The sequence below is a fragment of the Pedobacter nyackensis genome, from assembly GCF_032678475.1.
In the GTDB taxonomy this organism is placed as follows: domain Bacteria; phylum Bacteroidota; class Bacteroidia; order Sphingobacteriales; family Sphingobacteriaceae; genus Pedobacter; species Pedobacter nyackensis_A.
Genome location: NZ_JAVTSF010000001.1, coordinates 1849665 through 1871723, shown reverse-complemented (window position 1 = coordinate 1871723; position 22059 = coordinate 1849665). Strand labels below are relative to the sequence as shown.

General features: G+C 38.7%; 21 protein-coding genes. 11 read left to right on the top strand and 10 right to left on the bottom strand.

All coding sequences use genetic code 11. The annotated features are described in order from the left end of the window. Positions 1 to 19: 19 nt before the first annotated feature. On the top strand, positions 20 to 445 hold the full coding sequence (gene arfB, locus R2Q84_RS07470) for an alternative ribosome rescue aminoacyl-tRNA hydrolase ArfB (protein WP_316815910.1): 426 nt from the start codon (positions 20 to 22) through the stop codon (positions 443 to 445). Here the strand turns inward: arfB and R2Q84_RS07465 are convergent. Both R2Q84_RS07465 and lon read right to left on the bottom strand, forming a co-directional pair. Continuing rightward, complete coding sequence (locus tag R2Q84_RS07465; RefSeq protein WP_316815909.1) at positions 442 to 1389, bottom strand: lipid A deacylase LpxR family protein; 948 nt, start codon at positions 1387 to 1389, stop codon at positions 442 to 444. The genes arfB and R2Q84_RS07465 overlap by 4 nt on opposite strands. A gap of 106 nt (positions 1390 to 1495) precedes the next feature. Next, positions 1496 to 3970 (bottom strand): endopeptidase La, encoded by a 2475-nt coding sequence (gene lon, locus R2Q84_RS07460; protein WP_316815908.1) that lies wholly within the window; start codon positions 3968 to 3970, stop codon positions 1496 to 1498. 264 nt (positions 3971 to 4234) lie between these two features. On the opposite strand from lon, the gene R2Q84_RS07455 reads away from it, so the two are divergent. Beyond that, positions 4235 to 4861, top strand: coding sequence for a tetratricopeptide repeat protein (locus tag R2Q84_RS07455; protein WP_316815907.1), 627 nt, complete (start codon positions 4235 to 4237; stop codon positions 4859 to 4861). Positions 4862 to 4915: 54 nt separating this feature from the next. Here R2Q84_RS07455 and R2Q84_RS07450 read toward each other — a convergent pair whose 3' ends face one another. Beyond that, entirely contained in the window at positions 4916 to 5443 is a 528-nt protein-coding gene (locus R2Q84_RS07450) for a hypothetical protein (protein WP_316815906.1), read from the bottom strand. After that, positions 5443 to 6963 carry a 2,3-bisphosphoglycerate-independent phosphoglycerate mutase gene (gene gpmI / locus R2Q84_RS07445; RefSeq protein ID WP_316815905.1) on the bottom strand — a complete coding sequence of 507 codons (1521 nt, stop codon included), beginning with the start codon at positions 6961 to 6963 and terminating at the stop codon, positions 5443 to 5445. The genes R2Q84_RS07450 and gpmI overlap by 1 nt, the downstream gene beginning before the upstream one ends. Positions 6964 to 7112: 149 nt before the next feature. Between gpmI and R2Q84_RS07440 the strand changes: the two genes are divergently transcribed. Genes R2Q84_RS07440 through R2Q84_RS07425 form a run of 4 tightly spaced genes read left to right on the top strand, consistent with a single transcriptional unit; the run spans position 7113 to position 9854 of the window. Beyond that, positions 7113 to 7508, top strand: a complete 396-nt coding sequence (locus tag R2Q84_RS07440; protein ID WP_316815904.1) for a DUF4783 domain-containing protein — start codon at positions 7113 to 7115, stop codon at positions 7506 to 7508. A 36-nt stretch (positions 7509 to 7544) separates the two neighbouring features. After that, positions 7545 to 8387, top strand: coding sequence for a carboxylating nicotinate-nucleotide diphosphorylase (gene nadC / locus R2Q84_RS07435; RefSeq protein WP_316815903.1), 843 nt, complete (start codon positions 7545 to 7547; stop codon positions 8385 to 8387). Between the two features lie 3 nt (positions 8388 to 8390). Then, positions 8391 to 9038 carry a glycerol-3-phosphate 1-O-acyltransferase PlsY gene (gene plsY / locus R2Q84_RS07430; protein ID WP_316815902.1) on the top strand — a complete coding sequence of 216 codons (648 nt, stop codon included), beginning with the start codon at positions 8391 to 8393 and terminating at the stop codon, positions 9036 to 9038. 9 nt (positions 9039 to 9047) lie between these two features. Then, complete coding sequence (locus R2Q84_RS07425) at positions 9048 to 9854, top strand: M48 family metallopeptidase (protein ID WP_316815901.1); 807 nt, start codon at positions 9048 to 9050, stop codon at positions 9852 to 9854. Positions 9855 to 9928: 74 nt separating this feature from the next. Here the strand turns inward: R2Q84_RS07425 and R2Q84_RS07420 are convergent, their stop codons facing one another. Further along, positions 9929 to 11185 (bottom strand): anthranilate synthase component I family protein, encoded by a 1257-nt coding sequence (locus R2Q84_RS07420; protein ID WP_316815900.1) that lies wholly within the window; start codon positions 11183 to 11185, stop codon positions 9929 to 9931. A 96-nt stretch (positions 11186 to 11281) separates the two neighbouring features. Between R2Q84_RS07420 and R2Q84_RS07415 the strand changes: the two genes are divergently transcribed. Then, the gene (locus R2Q84_RS07415) at positions 11282 to 12514 is read left to right on the top strand and encodes an FN3 domain-containing metallophosphoesterase family protein (protein WP_316815899.1); all 1233 of its coding nucleotides are present in this window, start codon (positions 11282 to 11284) and stop codon (positions 12512 to 12514) included. Between the two features lie 57 nt (positions 12515 to 12571). On the opposite strand, the gene R2Q84_RS07410 is transcribed toward R2Q84_RS07415, so the two are convergent. The 3 genes from R2Q84_RS07410 to R2Q84_RS07400 all read right to left on the bottom strand — a co-directional run bounded on the left by R2Q84_RS07410 (position 12572) and on the right by R2Q84_RS07400 (position 16646). Beyond that, positions 12572 to 13849 carry an adenylosuccinate synthase gene (locus R2Q84_RS07410; RefSeq protein WP_316815898.1) on the bottom strand — a complete coding sequence of 426 codons (1278 nt, stop codon included), beginning with the start codon at positions 13847 to 13849 and terminating at the stop codon, positions 12572 to 12574. Positions 13850 to 13883: 34 nt separating this feature from the next. After that, positions 13884 to 14375 carry a transcriptional repressor gene (locus tag R2Q84_RS07405; RefSeq protein ID WP_316815897.1) on the bottom strand — a complete coding sequence of 164 codons (492 nt, stop codon included), beginning with the start codon at positions 14373 to 14375 and terminating at the stop codon, positions 13884 to 13886. 63 nt (positions 14376 to 14438) lie between these two features. Continuing rightward, on the bottom strand, positions 14439 to 16646 hold the full coding sequence (locus R2Q84_RS07400; RefSeq protein WP_316815896.1) for a bifunctional (p)ppGpp synthetase/guanosine-3',5'-bis(diphosphate) 3'-pyrophosphohydrolase: 2208 nt from the start codon (positions 16644 to 16646) through the stop codon (positions 14439 to 14441). Between the two features lie 350 nt (positions 16647 to 16996). On the opposite strand from R2Q84_RS07400, the gene R2Q84_RS07395 reads away from it, so the two are divergent. From R2Q84_RS07395 to R2Q84_RS07380, 4 genes are read left to right on the top strand one after another with little or no spacing between them, the layout of a single operon-like run. After that, positions 16997 to 17614, top strand: a complete 618-nt coding sequence (locus tag R2Q84_RS07395; RefSeq protein WP_316815895.1) for a DUF4294 domain-containing protein — start codon at positions 16997 to 16999, stop codon at positions 17612 to 17614. A 4-nt stretch (positions 17615 to 17618) separates the two neighbouring features. Beyond that, entirely contained in the window at positions 17619 to 18095 is a 477-nt protein-coding gene (locus R2Q84_RS07390; protein ID WP_316815894.1) for a glutathione peroxidase, read from the top strand. Between the two features lie 16 nt (positions 18096 to 18111). Further along, the gene (gene bshB1 / locus R2Q84_RS07385; RefSeq protein WP_316815893.1) at positions 18112 to 18828 is read left to right on the top strand and encodes a bacillithiol biosynthesis deacetylase BshB1; all 717 of its coding nucleotides are present in this window, start codon (positions 18112 to 18114) and stop codon (positions 18826 to 18828) included. A gap of 56 nt (positions 18829 to 18884) precedes the next feature. Then, positions 18885 to 20246 carry an acyl-CoA dehydrogenase family protein gene (locus tag R2Q84_RS07380; RefSeq protein WP_316815892.1) on the top strand — a complete coding sequence of 454 codons (1362 nt, stop codon included), beginning with the start codon at positions 18885 to 18887 and terminating at the stop codon, positions 20244 to 20246. Positions 20247 to 20250: 4 nt separating this feature from the next. Here the strand turns inward: R2Q84_RS07380 and R2Q84_RS07375 are convergent, their stop codons facing one another. Together R2Q84_RS07375 and R2Q84_RS07370 are read right to left on the bottom strand one after the other, a co-directional pair. Then, positions 20251 to 20655 carry a hypothetical protein gene (locus R2Q84_RS07375; RefSeq protein WP_316815891.1) on the bottom strand — a complete coding sequence of 135 codons (405 nt, stop codon included), beginning with the start codon at positions 20653 to 20655 and terminating at the stop codon, positions 20251 to 20253. Positions 20656 to 20714: 59 nt separating this feature from the next. Further along, positions 20715 to 22040, bottom strand: coding sequence for a hypothetical protein (locus R2Q84_RS07370; RefSeq protein ID WP_316815890.1), 1326 nt, complete (start codon positions 22038 to 22040; stop codon positions 20715 to 20717). Positions 22041 to 22059 lie beyond the last annotated feature (19 nt).

Sequence of the window (22059 nt, the reverse complement as noted above, 5' to 3'; positions counted from 1 at the left end):
TTTAAATGAATTTTTTATTATGTTAATTTGCGCAATGTTACCTGGAAAAGAAGATGTATTGAGATCTGTTACCTTTAAAACTTCACGTAGTGGGGGGAAGGGTGGCCAAAATGTAAACAAAGTTTCCAGTAAAGTAGAGTTGATATTCAACCTGGCTTCAGCAAGTTTTTTAACAGATGAAGAGCAGGCGTTGTTAGCGGAAAGGCTGGCGGGGCGCTTAGATCAGGAAGGTAATATACACATCGTATCTCAAGAGGACAGGAGCCAGTTATTGAACAAAGAAAAGACAATCGCTAAGCTGATTGTCTTGCTGAAAGCAGGTTTACATGTTCATAAGAAAAGAAAACCTACAAAAATCCCTAAAGCAGTAATCAGAAAGAGACTGGAAAACAAACAGTCTGTAGCAGCTAAAAAAGAAACAAGAAAACGTCCTCAGTTAGATTAATTAAAGCGGTAAAACATACTTATAGATCCATATTGGTGGGCTTTTGCTGCACTTTTCACTTCTTTTGTCTTAAATATCATTCCGAAATCAAAAGTGAAGCGTTGTGAACTGTAATTGAAGCCTATCTGCTGTGCAAACACAATAGGTTTTACCCCAAAAGTAACCGGGTCATTGTTATTAAATAAGCTGCCCTGTATCGTAGCATCATAAGCAACAAAATTCAGCTGGGGTTTCGCATAAAAGAAAACTTCTCTTTTTACCAGCGCTTTTGTTTTTGGATTGTTGCCAATCACAGCGTCGGTATAAGCAGAGTTAAAAAGTTGATTAATTCCACCTGCTCTAAACAAAATGCCTGCTCCTGCGCCATTAAATGTTGTGCCGGCATTGGCATAACCTTCAAAAGAGAAATCTGTCGAATTATTGGCTGAACGAGTTAGCAATCTGGTATATTGAGCAGAAATATTTACAGTGACAGCGTTCCTGATCTGGTAATCCCAACCTTCTAATGTATAAAAACCTACAGTGTTGTGTAGTAATTCCTGGCCATCTTCGGCAAGTGAATTTGGTCCGGTAGTACCTAGCTCGACACTAGTCTTTAGTATGCTTTCATTGGTGTAAAACCAGTTTAATGCACCTCCGGCATATAAATAACCAGCAAACGGGCGATCGTGTCGTGCTGGGTCGGGTGCTGAACCCGAATATGGATTGTAGATCTCTTGACCCGCAGTAATTTCATAGGTCTTTTTTTCAATCCCCTCTTTTAAGCTCTGCTGATTTACAGCTCTTCTAAAATGTATGAATAAACCATTGGTATAATAACGGTCGGAACCTTGTGCCAGATAGGAATCATTGTCGCTGCGGAAGCCAAATTCATTTTTATAAGTTTGACTATATACGTTAATACTGAATATTGAAATGATTAAGGAAAGGATTAGTTGTTTCATCCGTTATGTTGGTTTTGCTGTAAAGTTATCAGATTTAAGATAAGTTTAAAAAGAAAAAGCGTTCAGTATGCTGAACGCTTTTAACTATTATTTATTCACTTATTGATTAAACTTCTGTATTAGGTTTTGTCTTAACACTAAGGTTCTGAGGGTTCTTAACCTTCTCTTTCGTTAATGCCAATTCAATTACCTCTTTCATTTCTGTTACATAGTGGAAATTAAGGTCTTTGATATAGCTTTCTTTGATTTCCAGGATGTCCTTACGGTTTGATTTACATAAAATGATATCCTTTATATTTGCACGTTTGGCTGCTAAAATCTTCTCTTTTATTCCGCCAACAGGTAATACCTTACCTCTAAGCGTAATCTCACCGGTCATAGCCAGATTAGATTTTACCTTACGCTGCGTAAAAGCCGATGTTAAAGCCGTTAGCATAGTTATACCAGCCGAAGGTCCGTCTTTAGGTGTCGCACCTGCGGGAACGTGAACATGGACATCCCATTGGTCAAACAATTCGTATTGAATGTTGAATACATCAGCGTGTGCACGTAAGTAAGCAAGGGCAATAATGGCGGATTCTTTCATTACTTCACCAAGATTTCCTGTAAGGGTCAATTTTCCTTTCCCCGGGCTTAAGCTTGCCTCAATAAATAAAATATCGCCACCCACCTGTGTCCAGGCTAAACCGGTTACTACACCAGCAACTTCATTTCCTTCGTATAAGTCTTTGTCGTAAATCGGTGCACCTAAAATGCGTTCTACATCTTCCTCATTAAGATTAGGATCGTAGGTTTCTTCCATGGCAATCTTTGTCGCAACCCCACGTACTAATGACCCGATCTTTTTTTCCAGTCCACGAACACCCGATTCCCTGGTGTAATCTTCTATTACCTTTTCAATTAAAGGACTCTTTAAATTTATGTCCTTAGATTTTATACCATGTTGCTCTTTTTGTTTTGGTAATAGATATTTTTTAGCAATCTCTATCTTTTCTTCAATGGTATAGCCGTTTACCTCAATAATCTCCATACGGTCTAACAATGCCGGCTGTATAGAGCTCAAGGAGTTGGCGGTAGCTATAAACAGGATATTAGACAGGTTGTAATCTGCCTCAACATAATGGTCATTAAATGCACTGTTTTGTTCCGGGTCTAATACCTCCAGTAACGCGGATGAAGGATCACCTCTGAAATCTGCACCTACTTTGTCAATTTCATCCAACACGAATACAGGGTTAGCTGCTCCCGCTTTTTTAATGGACTGTATGATGCGGCCAGGCATAGCACCGATATAGGTTTTTCTATGCCCGCGAATTTCAGCTTCATCTCTTATTCCTCCCAAAGCCATACGTACGTATTTGCGGTTAAGGGCTTTTGCAATTGATTTACCCAGGGATGTTTTACCCACTCCCGGAGGGCCAACCAGACAAAGAATCGGCGCTTTCATATCGCGTTTAAGCTTCAGTACCGCAAGGTACTCGATGATACGCTGCTTCACTTTTTCCAATCCAAAATGATCTTTATCTAATACTTTCTGGGCGCGTTTCAGATCAAAATTATCTTTGGTAAATTCATTCCATGGTAAATCCAGCAATAATTCCAGGTAGTTAATCTGTACTGAGTAATCTGGAGCAGCTGGGTTCATGCGGCCTAGTTTTTCCAGTTCCTTGTTAAAGTGTGCGGCAATTTGCGTATCCCATTTTTTCTTTTTTGCACGAACTTCCAGCGCTTCATATTCCAGATCCGACGAGTTTCCTCCTAGTTCTTCCTGGATTGTTTTCAGCTGCTGATTAAGGAAATAATCTCTTTGCTGTTTATCCAGGTCGGTACGCACCTTAGATTGTATCTGGTTTTTAAGTTCCAGCATCTGAAGTTCCAGCGTAAGCAATTCCATTACCATCGTAGCGCGTTCACGAAGGTTGGTCATCTCTAGCATCCGTTGCTTGTCAGAAACATCTGCATTCATATTTGAAGAGATGAAATTGATTAGAAACGATGTGCTTTCTATATTTTTTAATGCAATACCTGCTTCACTTGGAATATTTGGCGAAAGCTGTATAATCTGGCTTGACATTTCTTTAATAGACGCAACAAGAGCTTTAAACTCTTTGTCATTTCTATGTTTAGTTTCTTCAAACTTGCTGATCGTTACTTTAATATAAGGTTCAGATTGCACCTCTTTCAGCAAACGGAAGCGTTGTTTGCCCTGAATAATTACGGTAGTATTCCCATCAGGCATTTGTAGCATTTTAATGATATGGGCAACAGTACCGACATCATTAAGCTCATCAAATGTGGGGTCTTCAATGGAAACATCCCGTTGAGAAACAACCCCAATAATTCTATCCCCTTTATAGGCTTCCTTTATTAATTTTATAGATTTATCGCGCCCTACAGTAATCGGAATTACAACCCCTGGAAAAAGTACGGTATTCCTTAGTGGAAGAATTGGTAAAATTTCCGGCGTGTCCTCATTATTCATTTCATCTTCATCCTGTTGGGACATCAATGGAAAGAATTCTGTGTCTTCGTTTATGATAGGTAGTGCGCTGCTAAAATCAAATTGATCTCGTTTACTCATTAAATAAGTCTTTCTAAAATAATAAAACGACAATCTGACAGCCTGTCGTTTAAAAAGTATTAATTGTATCTTATATAGATAAATTCAACTCCTGTGCCAAAAAATAAATAAGCTCTTTTCCCTGTTAAAAAGTCATGCGTTTCAATAAAAATTAATTAATAAATCATATTTTTAAATATTTGACGTTTTAGTTAGATATTTGTAAATGGTATGATAGTTGACAGTATCTAACCTTTTAAGTATATTTATTTTAAATAGAAGTTAATGAACTTATTCAAGCAAACGATCGTATTGTTATTTATGTTTTCAGCCAGCACTGCTTTTGCGCAAAATAGTGGTTATGATAAATTGGGCATGCAGGCAATGATGAAAGGAGACTATAAAGGTGCTGTTAATCAGCTTGAAAAGGCAGATACCAAAAGCCCGAATAATGCCAATGTCTTGAAAATGCTGGGTTACTCTTATTTCCAGTGTGGTAATTTTGAAAATTCTATTGATACCTATAGCCGTTTAATAGCGCTAAAGCCATCAGATTATTCAGCCTACTATTACAGGGGTAAAGCCAGACAAAATGTTGCGAATGATCCAAAAGAGTCATTAAACAACATGAGAGAGAGCTTTTATCTGGCAGCCATCAAAGATTTTACAAAAGCAATCGAAATCAACGGTGAGGAGGATACGCAATTGTTACAGAACAGAGCATTAGCCTATAAAGATTATGCAATATATAAGTCGTACAAGATTAAAACAAAAGCTGAAAAAGCCGCGTGTATCGCATTGTTTAACAATTCTGTAGCCGATTTTCAAAAGGTTTTATTAGTTCAGCCCCAAAGAAAAGATATCCTTTCTTTAATTGATTATGTAAAGGCGCAAGTAACGAGCCTCAAGTAAAAAGGATCAGTTAGGTTTAAATAAAGAAGGATGTTCATTTTTGAACATCCTTCTTTATTTAAACCTTCCGGTAATCGTATAATTCTTTTCAGATAATAGTTTGATTTGCTGTTTTTTCTTTACCTGATATAGACTGTCAGGATAATAGGAGAGGGTATCAGCAGATTTGTACAGGATGTTACTGTAAATAATCAGGATTCTAATAGCAGATATCCGTCCGTTTTTTTTTGTTACCAATACCTCTTTTACAGGTACTTTTTCATGATCAGAGGTATAAAGAAATTGCTGTCCGGTATTTTTTGCATCGAATAGTCCTTTCCATGCGTTCCGATTAATGTCTGCATTCGAAAAAACGGAAAGCTCTTTGGCCCAGTCGGTCATGCGGACCTGCTTCGTCTCCGTCTGTTGGTTTACCGCAACAGTTTTAGTAACTAGAGGATTGCTTTGGGTAAGTCGTAAGGCTTCTTTGTCAAAATAACCTTTAAGGTCAAAATAACTTAAAGCATTCTTTTGGCTTTTTTCGGTAGGGTTACAGCCTAGCAAAACCAAAAGAATGCCTGGTAATAATATTTTTTTGTTCATTAAACCAGACTGTTGCCGGTCATAATTGCCGGTTTAGGAATATTCATTATACTAAGTATGGTTGGAGCTATGTCACCAAGCTTACCATCTGCAATACTTTTATAATCCTTATCTACCAGAATACATGGTACCAGGTTAGTGGTATGTGCTGTATTTACAGAGCCATCGTTGTTGATCATGTATTCGGAGTTGCCATGATCGGCCAGAATAATGAAAGAGTAGCCATTTTCAATGCCTTTATTCACAACAATCTCTGCGCAGCTATCGGCAGTCTCTACAGCTTTAACAACAGCATCAAATACACCAGTATGGCCTACCATATCAGGATTTGCAAAGTTTAAACACACAAAGTCTGGCCATCCACTTTCCAGTTCTTTACAAATGGCTTCAGTAATTCCAGCGGCACTCATTTCTGGCTGCAGATCATAGGTTGCCACTTTAGGAGAAGGAATCATAATCCTTTTCTCATTTTCAAATACCTGTTCACGACCTCCCGAAAAGAAAAAGGTAACGTGTGGGTATTTTTCAGTTTCGGCGATGCGAATCTGGTTTTTATGATGTTTTTCCAGTACTTCACCCAATGTTTGCGATAAATCGTCTTTTGTAAACATCACCTTTACATTTTCGAAATTTTCATCGTAAGTAGTCATGGTTACATAATAAAGCGGAAGTTTATGCATACCAAAATCAGGATAATCATTTTGGGTAAGTACGGCTGTGATTTCCCTTCCTCGGTCTGTCCTGTAATTGAAACAGATTACTACATCACCAGGCTGTATGGTTGCTACAGGTTGTCCGTTTTCCTGGGTCACTACCAGAGGTTTGATAAACTCATCAGTTACTCCATCTTTGTAGGATTGTTCAATAGCCGTCGCCGGATCACTTGTTGCTTGTCCAATTCCTTTTGTTAGTAAATCATAAGCCAATTTAACGCGTTCCCATCGGCTATCCCGGTCCATGGCATAATAACGGCCTATTAAACTGGCTATTTTAGCGGATGAATGCTGTAAATGATGATCAAGATCTTTTATGAAATTAAGTCCTGAAATCGGATCAGTATCTCTGCCGTCCATGAAAGCATGTACAAAAACATCTTTTAAACCTTGTTCGGTTGCTGCATCACACAAAGCTTTTAAATGGTTAATATGAGCATGGACCCCTCCATCAGAAGTTAATCCGATAAAATGAACAGATTTATTATTTTCTTTAGCATAGTTGAAAGCCTCTAACAAGGTCTCGTTTTGAAAAAGACTTCTGTCACTTATTGCTTTATTTATTCTTCCTAGTTCCTGGTATACAACTCTGCCCGCACCAAGGTTCATGTGACCAACTTCAGAATTACCCATTTGCCCCGCAGGTAAACCTACAGCCTCACCTGATGCTTCAAGTTTTGAGTTTGGGTAATTTTGAATTAAAGAATCGAAAAATGGAGTATTGGCCGCATATGCTGCATCAGAATTATCTTGTTTTCCATATCCCCAGCCATCAAGAATCAGTAGTACTACTTTTTTATTGTTCATTCGTGGTTCCCTTTGTTTTAGTGTATCATTGAACAATAGCAAATATAAGCCTATTGAATCTTTTTTTTGAACCAATTTATATTTCATTATGATTTTATGATCTATGAATGGCATAATTTGTGTGAAGTTCTTATATTAGCTATATAGAGATGATAAAGCCCTTACTTTTTTTATTTGTTTTTTTTACACAATTTCCCTCCTCTTATACGCTTCAAGGCGATATTATAGACAATTTGTCTGCACAATTTAAAGCGGGAAACTCAAAAGAGATTGCAGTTAGCTTCTCTTCTTCTGTAGAATTAATCATCATTGACGATGAAGATGTATACTCTAAAGCTCAGGCCGAACAAATTTTGAGAAATTTTTTTACAAAATATCCACCTGTAAAATCAACAGTAATTCATCTGATCAATACTAATCCAAATTTCAGGTTTGGCATACTTTCATTACACACTAAAAACGGTAAATTCAGAGTTTCTATTACAATGAAAAAATCGTCGACTGCTTTTTTTATCACAGAATTGAGGATAGAGCCTGATAAATAATAGTAAAAATGCTATTTTTGGGTTTAAATATTAATTTTGGATAAACAAGTCATAGACCAATTCATAAAAAATGCTATTGCCGAAGATCTTGGTGATGGTGATCATACTTCTCTTTCTACGATTCCTGCTGACGCGCAAGGCAAGGCAAAATTACTCATCAAAGAAGATGGGATTATTGCTGGTGTGGAACTCGCACTCGAAATCTTTAAGCAGGTAGATGCTGACCTTAAAACTGAAGTATTCATTAATGATGGAGCAGCAGTGAAATATGGTGATATCGCTTTAACCGTTTCTGGAAGTTCACAATCTATTTTGCTTGCGGAGCGTTTAGTTTTAAACTGCATGCAACGTATGAGTGGTATTGCAACTAAAACCCATCATATCGTTCAGTTGCTTTCCGGTTATCATACTCAATTGCTAGATACACGCAAAACTACTCCCGGATTAAGATACCTGGAAAAATGGGCCGTCAGAATAGGTGGGGGAGTAAACCATAGGATCGGATTGTATGATATGATCCTGATTAAAGATAACCATGTGGATTATGCCGGAGGCATTGCAAATGCAATTCACGCAGCTAATCAATATTTAAAAGACAAAAATAAACAACTGCAAATTGAGATTGAAGTAAGAAATCTTTCAGAACTGGGGCAGGTACTTGAAACTGGCAATGTAAACCGAATTATGCTTGATAATTTTAGTTTTGCCGATCTGAGGAAAGCCGTTAGTTTAATTAATAAAGAGTATATTACGGAAGCTTCTGGTGGCATCATAGAAGAAAATGTTGCAGAATATGCGGCTTGTGGAGTGGATTACATCTCTATGGGGGCCCTAACACATTCTGTTAAGAGTTTAGACATGAGTTTAAAAGCCTTTTAGGTTATGATTTCTATCTATTCTATTTCGGCCGTTCTACTGGCCTATTTGTTTGGTTCCATACCTACTGCAGTTTGGTTGGGGCAAGCATTTTATGGTGTTGATGTACGGGAATATGGCAGTGGAAATGCCGGCGCAACAAACACTTTCAGGGTTTTAGGTAAAAAAGCAGGTATAGCGGTAATGGTTATCGACATTGCAAAAGGGTACACTGCAACAAAACTGGCCTATTTTATAGGCTTGTCTGTTACCGGACCACAACACTCCGCTCAGTTTGTCAATTACGAGCTTGCTCTAGGTGTAACTGCCGTAATGGGGCATTTGTTCCCGATATTTGCAGGCTTTAGAGGAGGTAAAGGAGTGGCAACACTTTTTGGAATGATTTTGGCAGTTAACTTGCCGGCAGCAATGCTTTGTGTTCTTGTATTTGTGACAGTATTGTTGGTTACGAATTATGTATCACTAAGCTCTATAATGGCAGGTTTTACCTTTCCATTAAGCATAGTATTTATATTTCATTCATCAATAAAGTCTGAGGTTTTGTATGGCATGTGTGTCTGTGTACTTATTTTAGTTACGCACCAAAAGAACCTTGAACGCTTATTAATGGGTAAAGAATCCAAAGTATACCTGTTTAAAAAGAAAACTAATTAAACTTAACTTATGAAACGAGTATTAATTGTAGGCCTAATTTCGATAGGATTGGCCTTTTCGTCCTGTTCAACTGTACCATTGACAGGGAGGAGCAGATTAAATCTGGTAAGTGATGATCAGGTTTTGCCAATGGCATTTCAAGCATACAATCAATTTCTGACTGAAAACAAAAACACCGTGTTGCCGGCTTCTAATGCTCAGGCAGCAAAAGTAAAAAGTGTAGGGAATAAACTGATTGCTTCGGTGAAAACGTATATGAACAGCAACGGACATGCCGATCTCATCAAAAATTACAAATGGGAAGTAAATGTGGTGCAAAGTAAAGAACTGAATGCATGGTGCATGCCTGGAGGCAAGATTGTAGTGTACACCGGCATTCTTCCGGTTACGAAAGATGATGCGGGGCTGGCTACAGTAATGGGACATGAAATTGCACACGCAATTGCTGGTCATTCCGCAGAACGGATGTCGCAGGAAATGGTTGGCCAGGGAATTGGTACACTAGGCAATGTGGCGTTAGCGAATAAATCAAAAACTCAATCTGTTTTTAATACGCTTTATGGAGTAGGTGCACCTTTGGCTATGTTGAGTTATGGGCGTAATCAAGAGCTGGAAGCCGACAGATTGGGACTGATATTTATGGCAATGGCGGGTTATAATCCACAAAACGCTATCGCATTTTGGCAAAGAATGTCTCAGGCCTCTTCCGGTAGTCAGAAACCACCAGAATTCCTGAGTACACACCCTAGTGACGGGACACGTATTGCGAGAATTCAGAATGCTTTGCCCGAAGCTCAAAAATACTATAAACCTTAACCGGGTTTATAAAATAAGTAATTCAGGCCGCTATAAGTATGGTGGCCTTTTTTATATACAATATTTCATATAGCCTACGATGAAGTCAAGGTTTGAATAATAGCGGAAGCCTTTAACATACATTCCTGATATTCCGCATTTGCGTCAGCGGCATAAGTAATTGCCCCGCCAACCTGGAAGGATAAATATTGCTTTGTAGCATCGTACAAAATGCTGCGTATGATGACATTGAAGTCAAATTCAGCTTCGGGGCCAATGTAGCCAAAGGCACCAGAGTAGGCACCACGCTTGCTAATTTCATATTCTTCTATCAGCTCCATTGCTTTTACCTTAGGTGCTCCCGTCATAGAACCCATGGGGAAAGTATGTTTTATGGCGTCTATAAAATGGATTGCGGGATTCAATTCGCAGCTAATGGTGGATATCATCTGGTATACCTGGGGGAAGCCATACACGCCAAATAGCTCATCAACCTTAACACTGCCTTTTATGGCAGCTTTGGTAAGGTCGTTTCTCACCAGATCCACAATCATTACATTCTCTGCCTGTTCTTTAGTATTGGAGCGCAAAGCGGCTTTAATTTCTAAATCTACTGTTGGATCAGCATCACGCTTTGCTGTGCCTTTAATCGGTTGAGAAATTAAATTGTTTCCTCTTTTACACAAATATCTTTCCGGACTTGCAGATAAGATATACTGGCCCTTTATTTTAAAGAATCCAGAAAAAGGAGTAGGAGATACCTGAGAGAGTCGGTTATAAATTTCAATTGGGTTAATTACGGCGTGTTCTGCAAAAAACTCCTGGCAGAAATTAACCTCATAAATATCACCTCGTGCAATGTGTTGTTGCAAGGCCTTTACCGTTTCAATGTATGCAGCTCTGGAAATTCTTCCTTTTATATCAATCTTGCTTTTGTTGGTGCTATATACAGGACTACAGTCACTAATGATGTCAATAACTTCTGTTCCACCCAATAGCACTTCTACGTCATCACCCTTGATGGTAATCAGGTACTTTGGAACAAAGAAAAACAGCTCTGGGAAACCCAAATGATCAGGGTTAGCTGATTCAAGTTCTTCTACTTCATTCTTTAGTTCATAGCTAAGCAGGCCAAACATCCAGTTTTTGTGCCGATCATAAAAGGTTTTCAGCTCTTCAAATTTAAATGCAGATTTGGCATTTAATTCTTCATTAGCTCCCACAGCAATAAGCAGGTCATATTTACTATAACGATCGGTATAACCATTTGAATCAAGGATGCAGCATACTTCGGCAGATGCAGCCCATTTTAGTGCTTTTTGTTTAAAGGATGGTAGATGTTGAACTCTCATTGTAATTTGCGCAAATGTAGCGCATTTATTTCTACTAGATAGTTACAAAATAAAAGATAGGGAATTGTATATTGCTTTATCATTTTATAACGCATTATGAAACAAGAGATAAATGGTCATCCCCGTCGTGAATTTTTAGGCAACCTTTCTAAAGCTGGCATACTGGGTTCTTTGGCCGCTTTTTTGCCCGGCAGCAGCTCAGCTGCAGTATTAGATGCTTTAACCGCAAATCCTGTTCAAGGACATGTATTTCTTACAAAACCCTATTTGCAGGATCCTGAAGCAAACAGCATGACGATCAGGTGGCTTACCAATAAGCTATGTTATAGCTGGGTTGAATATGGTGAAACCATAAATCTTGATAAAAAAGCTCACCAGGTTAACGGAGGACTTGTCGATGCACATAACCGAATCAACAATGTGCCATTAAAGGGATTGAAGCCCAATACTAAATATAGCTATCGGGTAGTAGCCAAAGAAATCGTCGATTTTCAACCCTACGCGTTAAAATATGGAGAAACCATTACCAGTGATACTTATACGTTTACCACTCCTGAATTAAATCCGGAGCAGGTTTCATGGCTGGTGATGAATGATATTCATGATAGGCCGCAATCAATACCCCATCTTTTGAAATTAAATGGAAATGAGGAATTTGATTATGTTTTTTACAACGGAGATATATTCGATCACCAAACAGACGAACAGCAAATTATCGATCATTTGCTGACACCGTCAACGGATGTTTTTGCCAGTACAAAGCCTTTTATGTTTGTTCGCGGCAATCACGAAACCAGAGGGAAGTTTTCCAGAGAGTTGCCTGAATATTTTTCTAACAAAGGAGGTAAGGGATATTTTGCCTACAAATGGGGGCCGGTATTTAACATAGTGCTCGATACTGGCGAGGATAAGGTTGATGACCACCCGGTATATGCAGGAATAGTCGATTTTGATGGCTATAGAGAAGAACAGGAGCGTTGGTTAAAAGAGATTATGACAACACCAGCTTTTAAGAAAGCGAAGTTTCGGGTAGTCATGATGCATATTCCACATTATCATTCTGGCGATTGGCATGGGCCGATGCATTGTCGCCAGTTATTTGCCCCTTTATTTGCAAAACATAAAATCGATATCGTTATTTCAGGACATACCCATAAATATGGTGTTTGGCCGCCGTCAGCGGAGCACCCTTATCCAATTATAATTGGAGGAGGGCCAAAAGACGGAAATCGTACACTCATAAAAGTAAAAGCAGATCAAAAAAGTCTACAGCTTAGTATGTTGAAGGATGATGGTACTGAAGTAGGTAAATATACCTGCTTAGCTTAATCTCATAAAAAAGGGCGGTATTCTGAATACCGCCCTTTTTTAATATAATAAAGAATTTTAGATCAATTCCAATGTTTGTACTCTGTCCGGTCCTACAGAAAGATACTTAACAGGAACTTCCAGCTCTTTTTCTAAGAAAGCAATGTACTCGCTTAGTTTCGCGGGAATCTCTTCAATCTTGCTAACTTTCGTTACATCAGTTTTCCAACCTTCAATAGCTTTTAATACAGGAATTGGTTTTACAGAAATGATATCATACGGCATGTAGTCAATAGTTTCACCATTATGCTCATAATGTGTACAAGCGTAAATGGTATCAAAGCCATCTAACACATCAGCCTTCATCATTATTAACTCAGTTACACCATTCAGCATAATTGCATATTTTAATGCTGGAAGGTCAATCCATCCGCAACGACGGGCGCGACCAGTTGTTGCACCAAATTCGTGACCAACCTGACGTAAAGTTTCACCAACTTCATCATCAAGTTCAGTAGGGAAAGGACCACCACCAACACGTGTACAATAAGCTTTAAAAATACCATAAACAGCACCAACTTTATTTGGAGCAATACCCAATCCAGTACAAGCACCAGCAGTAGTTGTGTTAGATGAGGTTACAAAAGGATAAGAACCAAAGTCTACATCTAATAATGTTCCCTGTGCACCTTCAGCAAGCACAGTTTTTCCTTCTTTTAAATAACCATTTACAAAATGCTCACTATCTACATGAGGAATATTTTTGATGAATTCAACAGCTTCGAAGAAAGCCGCTTCTTTTTCAGTTAAATCGTATTCAAACTCGTAATGAGAAAGTATTTCTTTGTGTTTCTCTACCAGTTTATTGTAACGCTCTTTGAAATCAGGTAATGTCGTATCACCAACTCTAAGACCATTACGTCCGGTTTTGTCCATATAAGTAGGGCCAATTCCTTTTAAGGTAGACCCTATTTTATCTTTTCCCATTTTTTGTTCATTTGCTGCATCCAGCAACTGGTGGGTAGGTAAAATAAGGTGAGCTTTACGGGCAATTACGAGTTTGCCTTTAGCAACGGGATCGTGACCTGCTTTTTTCAGGTTATCCAGTTCCCTTTTTAAAATGATGGGATCAATTACCACACCGTTTCCAATCAGGTTCATTGTTTTCTCGTTAAAGATACCAGAAGGAATAGTGTTTAAAACAAATTTTTTGCCATCAAACTCTAAAGTATGTCCGGCATTCGGACCGCCTTGAAAACGAGCTATCAAATCATATTGCGGACTAAGAACATCAACAATTTTTCCCTTGCCTTCATCGCCCCATTGCAGGCCCAGAAGCACGTCTACTTGCGTCATTATTTAAATTTAAAAATGGAAATATTATAATTGTTTAACTTGCATGTTTAATGTCTGTATTCTGATTGTTCATTGCTGCTTTAGCAGAACAATCGAAACAAACTCCATAAAGGTTTAAAGAGTGGTGTTTGATTTCAAACTTTAATAGCTCACCAACCATACTTTGTATCTGGTGGATACGTGGGTCGCAGAATTCTACAACCTTACCACAGTCAATGCAGATGATGTGATCATGTTGATGATAGCCATAAGATTTCTCAAACTGAGCCATGTTTTTACCAAACTGATGTTTAGTAACCAGATCACATGAAACCAATAACTCTAAAGTATTGTATACCGTAGCCCTGCTCACACGGTATTTTTGATTTTTCATGTGGATATAGAGGGTCTCAACATCGAAATGATCATCTCTTGAGTAAATTTCTTCTAAGATGGCAAAACGCTCCGGTGTTTTTCTCAGACTTTTATTTTCGAGGTAGGCTTCAAATATTTTCCTAACTAACTCGCTGTTGTGGTTTGTCGACATAGTTTTTAAACTCCTTTCAAAGGTATCAATTTTTTATATAATCGCTACGATTTATTGTTATTTTTAGGCATCAAAACGGGTAACACCTGTTACACCTTTAACTTCTAACAGATTTTTAATCAGGTTATCAAGATGTTCTTTATCATTTACAAAGATCATAATTGATCCATCAAAAATTCCATTATCTGTATCTACAGTTATAGAACGCATATTTACCTTAAAATCGTTTGATATAACTTTAGTAATATTGTTGATTAATCCAACATCATCAATACCAATAATATGCAGTCCTGTTAAGAAAGTCAATTCTTTTTGTCTGTTCCATTTTGCTTTTACCACGCGATAACCATAATTAGCCATCAGTTGTGCCGCATTCGGACAATTGGTACGATGTATTTTTATACCCTCATTCACCGTTACGAAGCCAAAAACATCATCACCGGGAATAGGGTTACAGCAGGCGGCAAGTGTATAATCTATCTTTTGCAGGTCTTCTCCAATTAACAAAATGTCGGATTCCGGACCTTTTACCTTATGTAATAAAGCATCTATCTGCTGATTGTCATTTTTCTCTGAACCTCTATTCTCGATCTCTTTCTCACTTGCCAGGTAGTCTTTTAAATCCTTTAATTCAATTTTGCCCTTCGCAACAGCAATAAACAACTCCTGAGTAGAAGGAAGCTTAAAGAAATAACTTAGCTTATTTAAATTATCCGTGTTGTAAGTGATTTTCAAAGACTTCATTTTGCGTTCCAGCGTTTCTTTACCAATCTCCGCAATCTTTCTCTTTTCTTCTTTTAATGAAGATTTGATCTTAGATTTCGCCTTGGCCGTAACCACAATGTTTAGCCAATCTTCTTTGGGCGATTGCTTACTTGAAGTAATAATTTCCACTTGGTCGCCATTTTGAAGCTTATACGAAAGTGGAACTAGTTTGTGGTTCACCTTGGCGCCAATACATTTTGCACCCACATCTGTATGGATTTCGAAAGCAAAATCTAATGCTGTTGCTCCCAATGGCAGTTGTAGTAAAGCACCCTTAGGCGTAAAAATAAAGATCTCGTCCGAGAACAGGTTCATCTTGAAATCGTCCAGAAAATCCAGTGCATTTGCTTCAGGATTACTCAACATCTCCCGTACTTTCATGATCCATTGATCTAAACCGTTATCGTTGCTGGATTCTTTGTACTTCCAATGTGCAGCAAATCCTTTTTCCGCAATCTCATTCATGCGCTGTGTCCGGATCTGAACTTCCACCCATTGTCCTTTAGGTCCCATTACCGTTGTATGTAACGATTCATAGCCGTTCCCTTTAGGCGAAGATACCCAGTCGCGCAAACGATCCGGATTTGGACGGTATAAATCAGTTACAATAGAATAAGCTTTCCAACAGTCAGCCTTTTCATTTTCTGGCGGACTGTCCAATATAATCCTGATTGCAAAAAGATCATATACCTCTTCAAAAGGAATATTTTTACTTTTCATCTTGTTCCATATAGAATGGATTGATTTCGGGCGACCGTAAATGTCGGCTACCAAACCCTGTTCTGCAAGGATCTCTCTTATTGGTTCCACAAACCTTTTGATGAAAAGCGTTCTTTCCGCTTTTTTCTCATTCAGTTGCGTAGCAATATATTTGTAAGTATCCGGTTCCAGGTATTTCATGGAAAGGTCTTCCAATTCAGATTTGATCGCATACAAACCCAATCTATGTGCTAAGGGTGCATACAGGTAAATGGTTTCGGATGCAATTTTAAGCTGCTTTTGCCGCGGCATGAAATCCATGGTCCGCATATTGTGCAAACGGTCTGCCAGTTTAATCAAAATAACCCTTACATCATCTGCAAGGGTAAGCAGCATTTTTCTGAAGTTTTCTGCCTGCAGTGAACTATTGTAATCAAATACGCCTGATATCTTCGTTAAGCCATCTATAATTTTCGCAGTTTTTTTTCCAAACTCGCGTTCAATATCTTCTAAAGTGATATCTGTATCTTCTACTACATCGTGCAGTAATGCACATACAATAGATGTGGTACCCAAGCCTATTTCTTCCGCTGCAATCTGTGCTACGGCAATAGGATGGTAGATATAAGGCTCTCCAGATTTTCTGCGCATATTTTTATGGCTTTCCAGGGCCATGTCAAATGCTTTTCTGATCTCCTTCTTGTCCCCCCGTTGCATTGTAGGTTTACAGGCACGCAAAAGGGCACGGTATCTTTTCAGTATCTCTTGTTTCTCGGCTTCTAAATCAATCACTAATGCGTTTTTCATTGTAGTATATGTTGGTCTTTTATCGATAATAAAGTTATCCTGATACTATTCATTTCGGAATGACTTTATCCGTATTTATGTTTTCCCTTAATATAAGTCTTTTTGCAAAGATTAAAACTATTATGAACAATAATTCTACCAAATGAATGTTTGTCATATATTGGTATTTATGAATGCGTAAAATAATCCATGTTGTAGGGAATATTAGTTACATCATTCTAATATTGTTGTCGGATTTTTTTGTATTATTTGCGTAAAAAATATACCTATTTAGGTCGAAATGGGTATATTAGACTAACAAAGCGACAAAAATATAAAATTAGCCCTAACTTTGCAGGAGTTATAAAATTATGAATTTTTACAGGTTGTTGATTCCTTTAATTGTCATTATTACAGCTACTTCGGTTGAAGCTCAGGTGAGCTCTGTGCCTGTGAAAATGCCTGTTTTAGGAAAAAACGATACCATAAGAGTTGCAGGAACGAATGAGAACGGGGAAATGATACCCTGGATATCGCTAAAAGAGGTTGAAATTTATGGGGTAAGGATTTTTAAATCACCCGCAGATCAGGCTGCTTATAATCGTTTGCGTTATAATGTCATGAAAGTTATGCCTTACGCATTATTTGCTAAGAGACGCTATGAACAATTGGAAAGGGATCTTGCAGTAACTGCTGATAAAAAGGAGCAAAAGAAACTGGTGAAGCAATGCGATAAAGAAATCAAAGAAATGTTTAATCGCGAAATTAAAGAGCTGACGATTACACAGGGACAGATTTTAACAAAATTGATCGACAGACAAGTGGGGCGTACAACTTATGATATTATTCGGGAAACAAAAGGGGGGGTAACTGCGTTCTTATACCAATCCGTAGCACGGGTCGTAGGCCACAATCTGAAAAGTACCTATAGCCCGGAGGAAGATAGGGATATTGAGTCTATTATCATTTCTTCAGGGTTTTATCAATAATACTATGTCTGACCAATCTAAAAGCGTACACCAGTTTAAGGTGAAATTTATCAATGGAACTGAAAAGAAGCTCTCCGAATATAAAAATAAGGTGTTGCTTATCGTTAACATTGCATCGGGTTGTGGTTTCGCTCCTCAGCTACATGAACTTCAGAAACTCAGAGAACAGATTGGTGTAGATGATTTCGAAATCCTTGGTTTCCCTTCAAATGATTTTGGTCGACAGGAACCATTGGAAGGGGAGGCAATTGCCACGTTTTGTGAGGTGAATTACGGCGTGCAATTTCCCGTATTTGAAAAGATTATGGTGCGTGGCGAACAGGCGCACCCATTATTTAAATTTCTTACCCAAAGTTCAACACCACGTTGGAATTTTCATAAATACCTGATCAATAAGGATGGTGAAGTAGTAGATTACTTTTTTCCTTTCACAAAGCCGCTTTCTTCCAAAGTAAAGAAGAAAATTCAAAGGCTATTTTAACAATAAAAAATATAAGATGAAGTTAGATATACTGGTACTTGCCGTACATCCCGACGATGCAGAATTGGGCTGTTCGGGAACTATTTTAAAGCACATTGCACTTGGTAAAAAAGTAGGGATTATTGATTTTACAAGAGGGGAACTGGGTACACGAGGGACTGCCGAAATCCGGGACGGGGAAGCCGCAGATTCAGCAAAGATTATGGGCTTACATGCGCGCGAAAATCTTAAGTTTAGAGACGGTTTTTTTGAAAACAACGAAGCGCATCAGCTGGAAGTTGTTAAAATGATCCGCAAATACCAACCTGAAATTGTGCTGACAAATGCCATGCACGACAGGCATCCCGATCATGGGAGAGCTGGCGATCTGGCTAACGACGCTTGTTTTTTATCAGGGTTGTCGAAAATAAGTACGCAACTGGACAACGAGGAACAGACAGCATGGAGACCGGGATTGGTGTTGCAATATATTCAGGACCGTTACATAGCACCAGATATCATTATAGATATTACACCTTATTTTGATGGAAAAATAGCGGCAATTAAAGCTTTTAAAACACAGTTTTTTAATCCGGAGCTGGATGAACCGGATACTTATATTTCCTCGCCAGATTTTTTTGAGAGTGTAATTGGTCGCGCCCGGGAATTTGGTAAAGCAGTAGGTGGAACATATGGCGAAGGTTTTACATCCCGTAAACTTTTGGGCGTCGACAATTTGTTTAACCTGAGGTAATTCAGTCACTTTCCAACAAAAGCCATAATAAACTGTTTTATTTTAAACAGTTTATTATGGCCAATATCTTTTCGTCTTTAAAAAATGCCTATACCCTTTTTAAAAGTGTAGATTTTCAGAAACTGGAAGCCTTATCTAAAAAGGTTGACCTGACAAAAATCGTAGATTCCGTTTCCAATCTGGATGAGACCCAGTTACAGGGGCTTATGAAAATGATTGGGAATCCTGGTAAAAAGAAAGAACTGCCACCTGTGGAGGGCGACTTTTATCATTTAGGGGAAGAAGCTTTGAAAGATGAAGACAGAGCTTTACAGCTAACAGTAAGAGCTTTTCTTGAAAAAGAAGTAAAACCAGTTGTCAATAAATACTGGCTCAAAGCCGAGTTCCCGTTTGAGCTGATTCCTAAAATTGCTGAATTAAATATCTGCGGACTTACCTATCATGGCTATGGCTGCCCCGGTAAAACCAATTTGATGGAGGGGATGCTGGCAATGGAAATGGCAAGGGTAGATACTTCTATGTCTACATTTTTTGGCGTACAGAGTGGCCTCGCTATGGGGTCTATTTATTTACTGGGCTCGGAGGTGCAAAAACAGCAGTGGTTACCCGATATGCAACAGATGAAAGTTATCGGTGCATTCGGTTTAACCGAGCCTGAAGTAGGATCGGGGGCAGCAGGAGGTTTAACTACTACAGCAAAAAGACAAGGCAGTAAATGGATACTCAACGGGCAAAAAAAATGGATAGGTAATTCCACATTTTCCGATGTTACTATTATATGGGCCAGAGACCTAGATGATAACCAGGTTAAAGGATTCCTTGTTAGAAAAGGGACAAAGGGCTTTGTAGTCGAAAAAATGCAGGATAAAATGGCGCTGCGTATTGTTCAGAATGGATTAATCACTTTAACAAATTGTGAAGTTGATGAGGAAGATCGTTTGCAGGGAGCCAACTCATTTAAAGATACTGCAAAAGTGCTTAAGATGACCAGGGCAGGGGTGGCCTGGCAAGCTGTAGGCTGCGCAAGAGGTGCTTATGAAAGCGCTTTGAAATATACACTTACCAGAAAGCAGTTCGGAAGACCAATCGCATCCTATCAGCTTATTCAGAATCACCTGGTAGAAATGCTGTCTAATCTTACAGCAATGCAAACTTTATGTTTTCGCCTTTCTCAACTACAAGATCAGGGCTTGCTGACGGACGAACATGCGTCGCTGGCAAAAGTGTTCTGTTCAATGCGCACCCGCGATGTTGTGAGCAGAGCCAGGGAAGTAATGGGAGGGAACGGCATCCTCCTTGAGTACGATGTAGCACGCTTTGTTGCCGATGCCGAGGCTATTTATTCTTATGAAGGGACAAAAGAAATCAACACATTGATTGTTGGACGGGCCATTACCGGGTTTTCGGCATTCGTTTAATAACTTATTTAAATGGGGCTTTTTCGATGCTTGTATTGCCCATTGCAGTTTTTTCGTAAAGGGCAATACAGTGTTGATTAAACTGCGGATCAAAATTTACTTTGCCGGCATAAAGGTTTTCTGGTACCGGATCACCTTCTAAAAAGAAATAAACCTTTGTGTTTCCTCCTTTATGATGTGGCATAAAATTCCCGTAGGTTTCTATTTCAGCAATAGCGGTATCTTTTACGGTTACTGCAAACACATGTTGTATAGGACCTGTATTGTTTTCATTTCGGTAGTGGGCAACTTCTTTAAAACCTCCTTTTAAGTCGTTCACCCCAGGCTGCATAAATGTTCCTTTTACCATCCATACCACCAATATAAGGACCAGTATAACTAGAAATGTGTTTAGTTTTTTATTGTTCATTATAATTGGGAAGTATAGCGCGCGTTTTGGTGCGTTTCAAATGTAATGAAAATATGCTTCTATTTAGTTTTTAACACAATAAAAGGACATGAAACAGAGGTTAGGTAAACCGGCCCGGCGGCATAGCTACTTGTATTAAAACACTCGTATGGTGCTCCAAAATTAGCTCCCTTTCGGAAATCTTTGTCTTTTAAGTCCTGTATAAATTCTTTGATCAATTTCCTGGCAGCATTAGCGTTTACTCTTGCAATGGCAAGTGCCACCCAGCCCGTAGGAGTATGCCAATAAGCTCCATTTTGATATTGATTTAACGGGGGAATAGCTTGCTCCCAGGCGGTAAGCTTATTGAAATCTTCTCCATGGATGATATGTCTGATTGCTCCTTTGTAAGCTAGTTTTCCTGATAAATAAGCTTGTGCCAGGTGTGAGGAAGCTTTTAACGCAGATTGGCGATCCAAAATGTTCATATAGATAGCTATTGCAGTACTCCATACGTCCGCCTGTGCACTTTTTCCGTCTGATGCCTTAAGCATTCCATTTCCATCTATAAGAGCAGGTAAAGCAGCCTTAATTTTACCTGCTATTTTTTCATAATGCCCGGCTTTAGCTTTATTTTTTAGTTTTTGAAAAAGTGAAGAGAGCTGAACCGCTGCCTGATATTTCAAAATAGAAGGGAAGCTTAGCCTTCCAGTAATCGTAATAGCATCCCGAAATCCAAAATCAACACCCCTGAATGTATCGGTGGCTAGTACTAGCTGGTCGTCTCCACAAGGAGGTACCTTAAATGCCTGTTCCAGGCGATCAATTAATCTTGTCCCTTTTATCTCTTGAAGCAGAACGCTTGTTGTGCCAAAATTCTGAACATAAAAATGCGCCATGTGAATAAAGAAAAACTGATCGCAATAAGGAGGAAGGGTGCCATATTCAGCTGTTCCCTGAGCAGCATGGTCATAAGTCCCCGGAAAGTAGATCGGTAAAGAATCATCCACTCTTATGTGGTCGGCAATGGCACCTAAAGGAACCATGCTTCCTCCTTTTGTAATCCATGTCTGATCACACTGTGTTGCCGCAGTTAACCATAACATGTGTTTTTGTTCTTCTTTTTTAACAAACCCTGTTTCAAGAGACATTGCATAATCTCTAATCCAGAATGAAGGATAGGTAGACCTTCCTCCTGGTCTGATCAGGGTGCCTCCAGTATTGTTTTTCCCAAAAGGATCAGGTAATGACTGACCAGGGTGGATTCTTGACGTGTCAAGTACAGCTCTTGTTATGCCTTCCAAAAAAAATAAATCCTCTTTAGAAATGAGTTGTTCTTTCGTTTGAGCTAATGATGAAGTTAAGCAGTAGAAATTTAGCAGCAGCCAGATTAAACCTTTCTTCATAATAGCTCTTTTTTTGAAC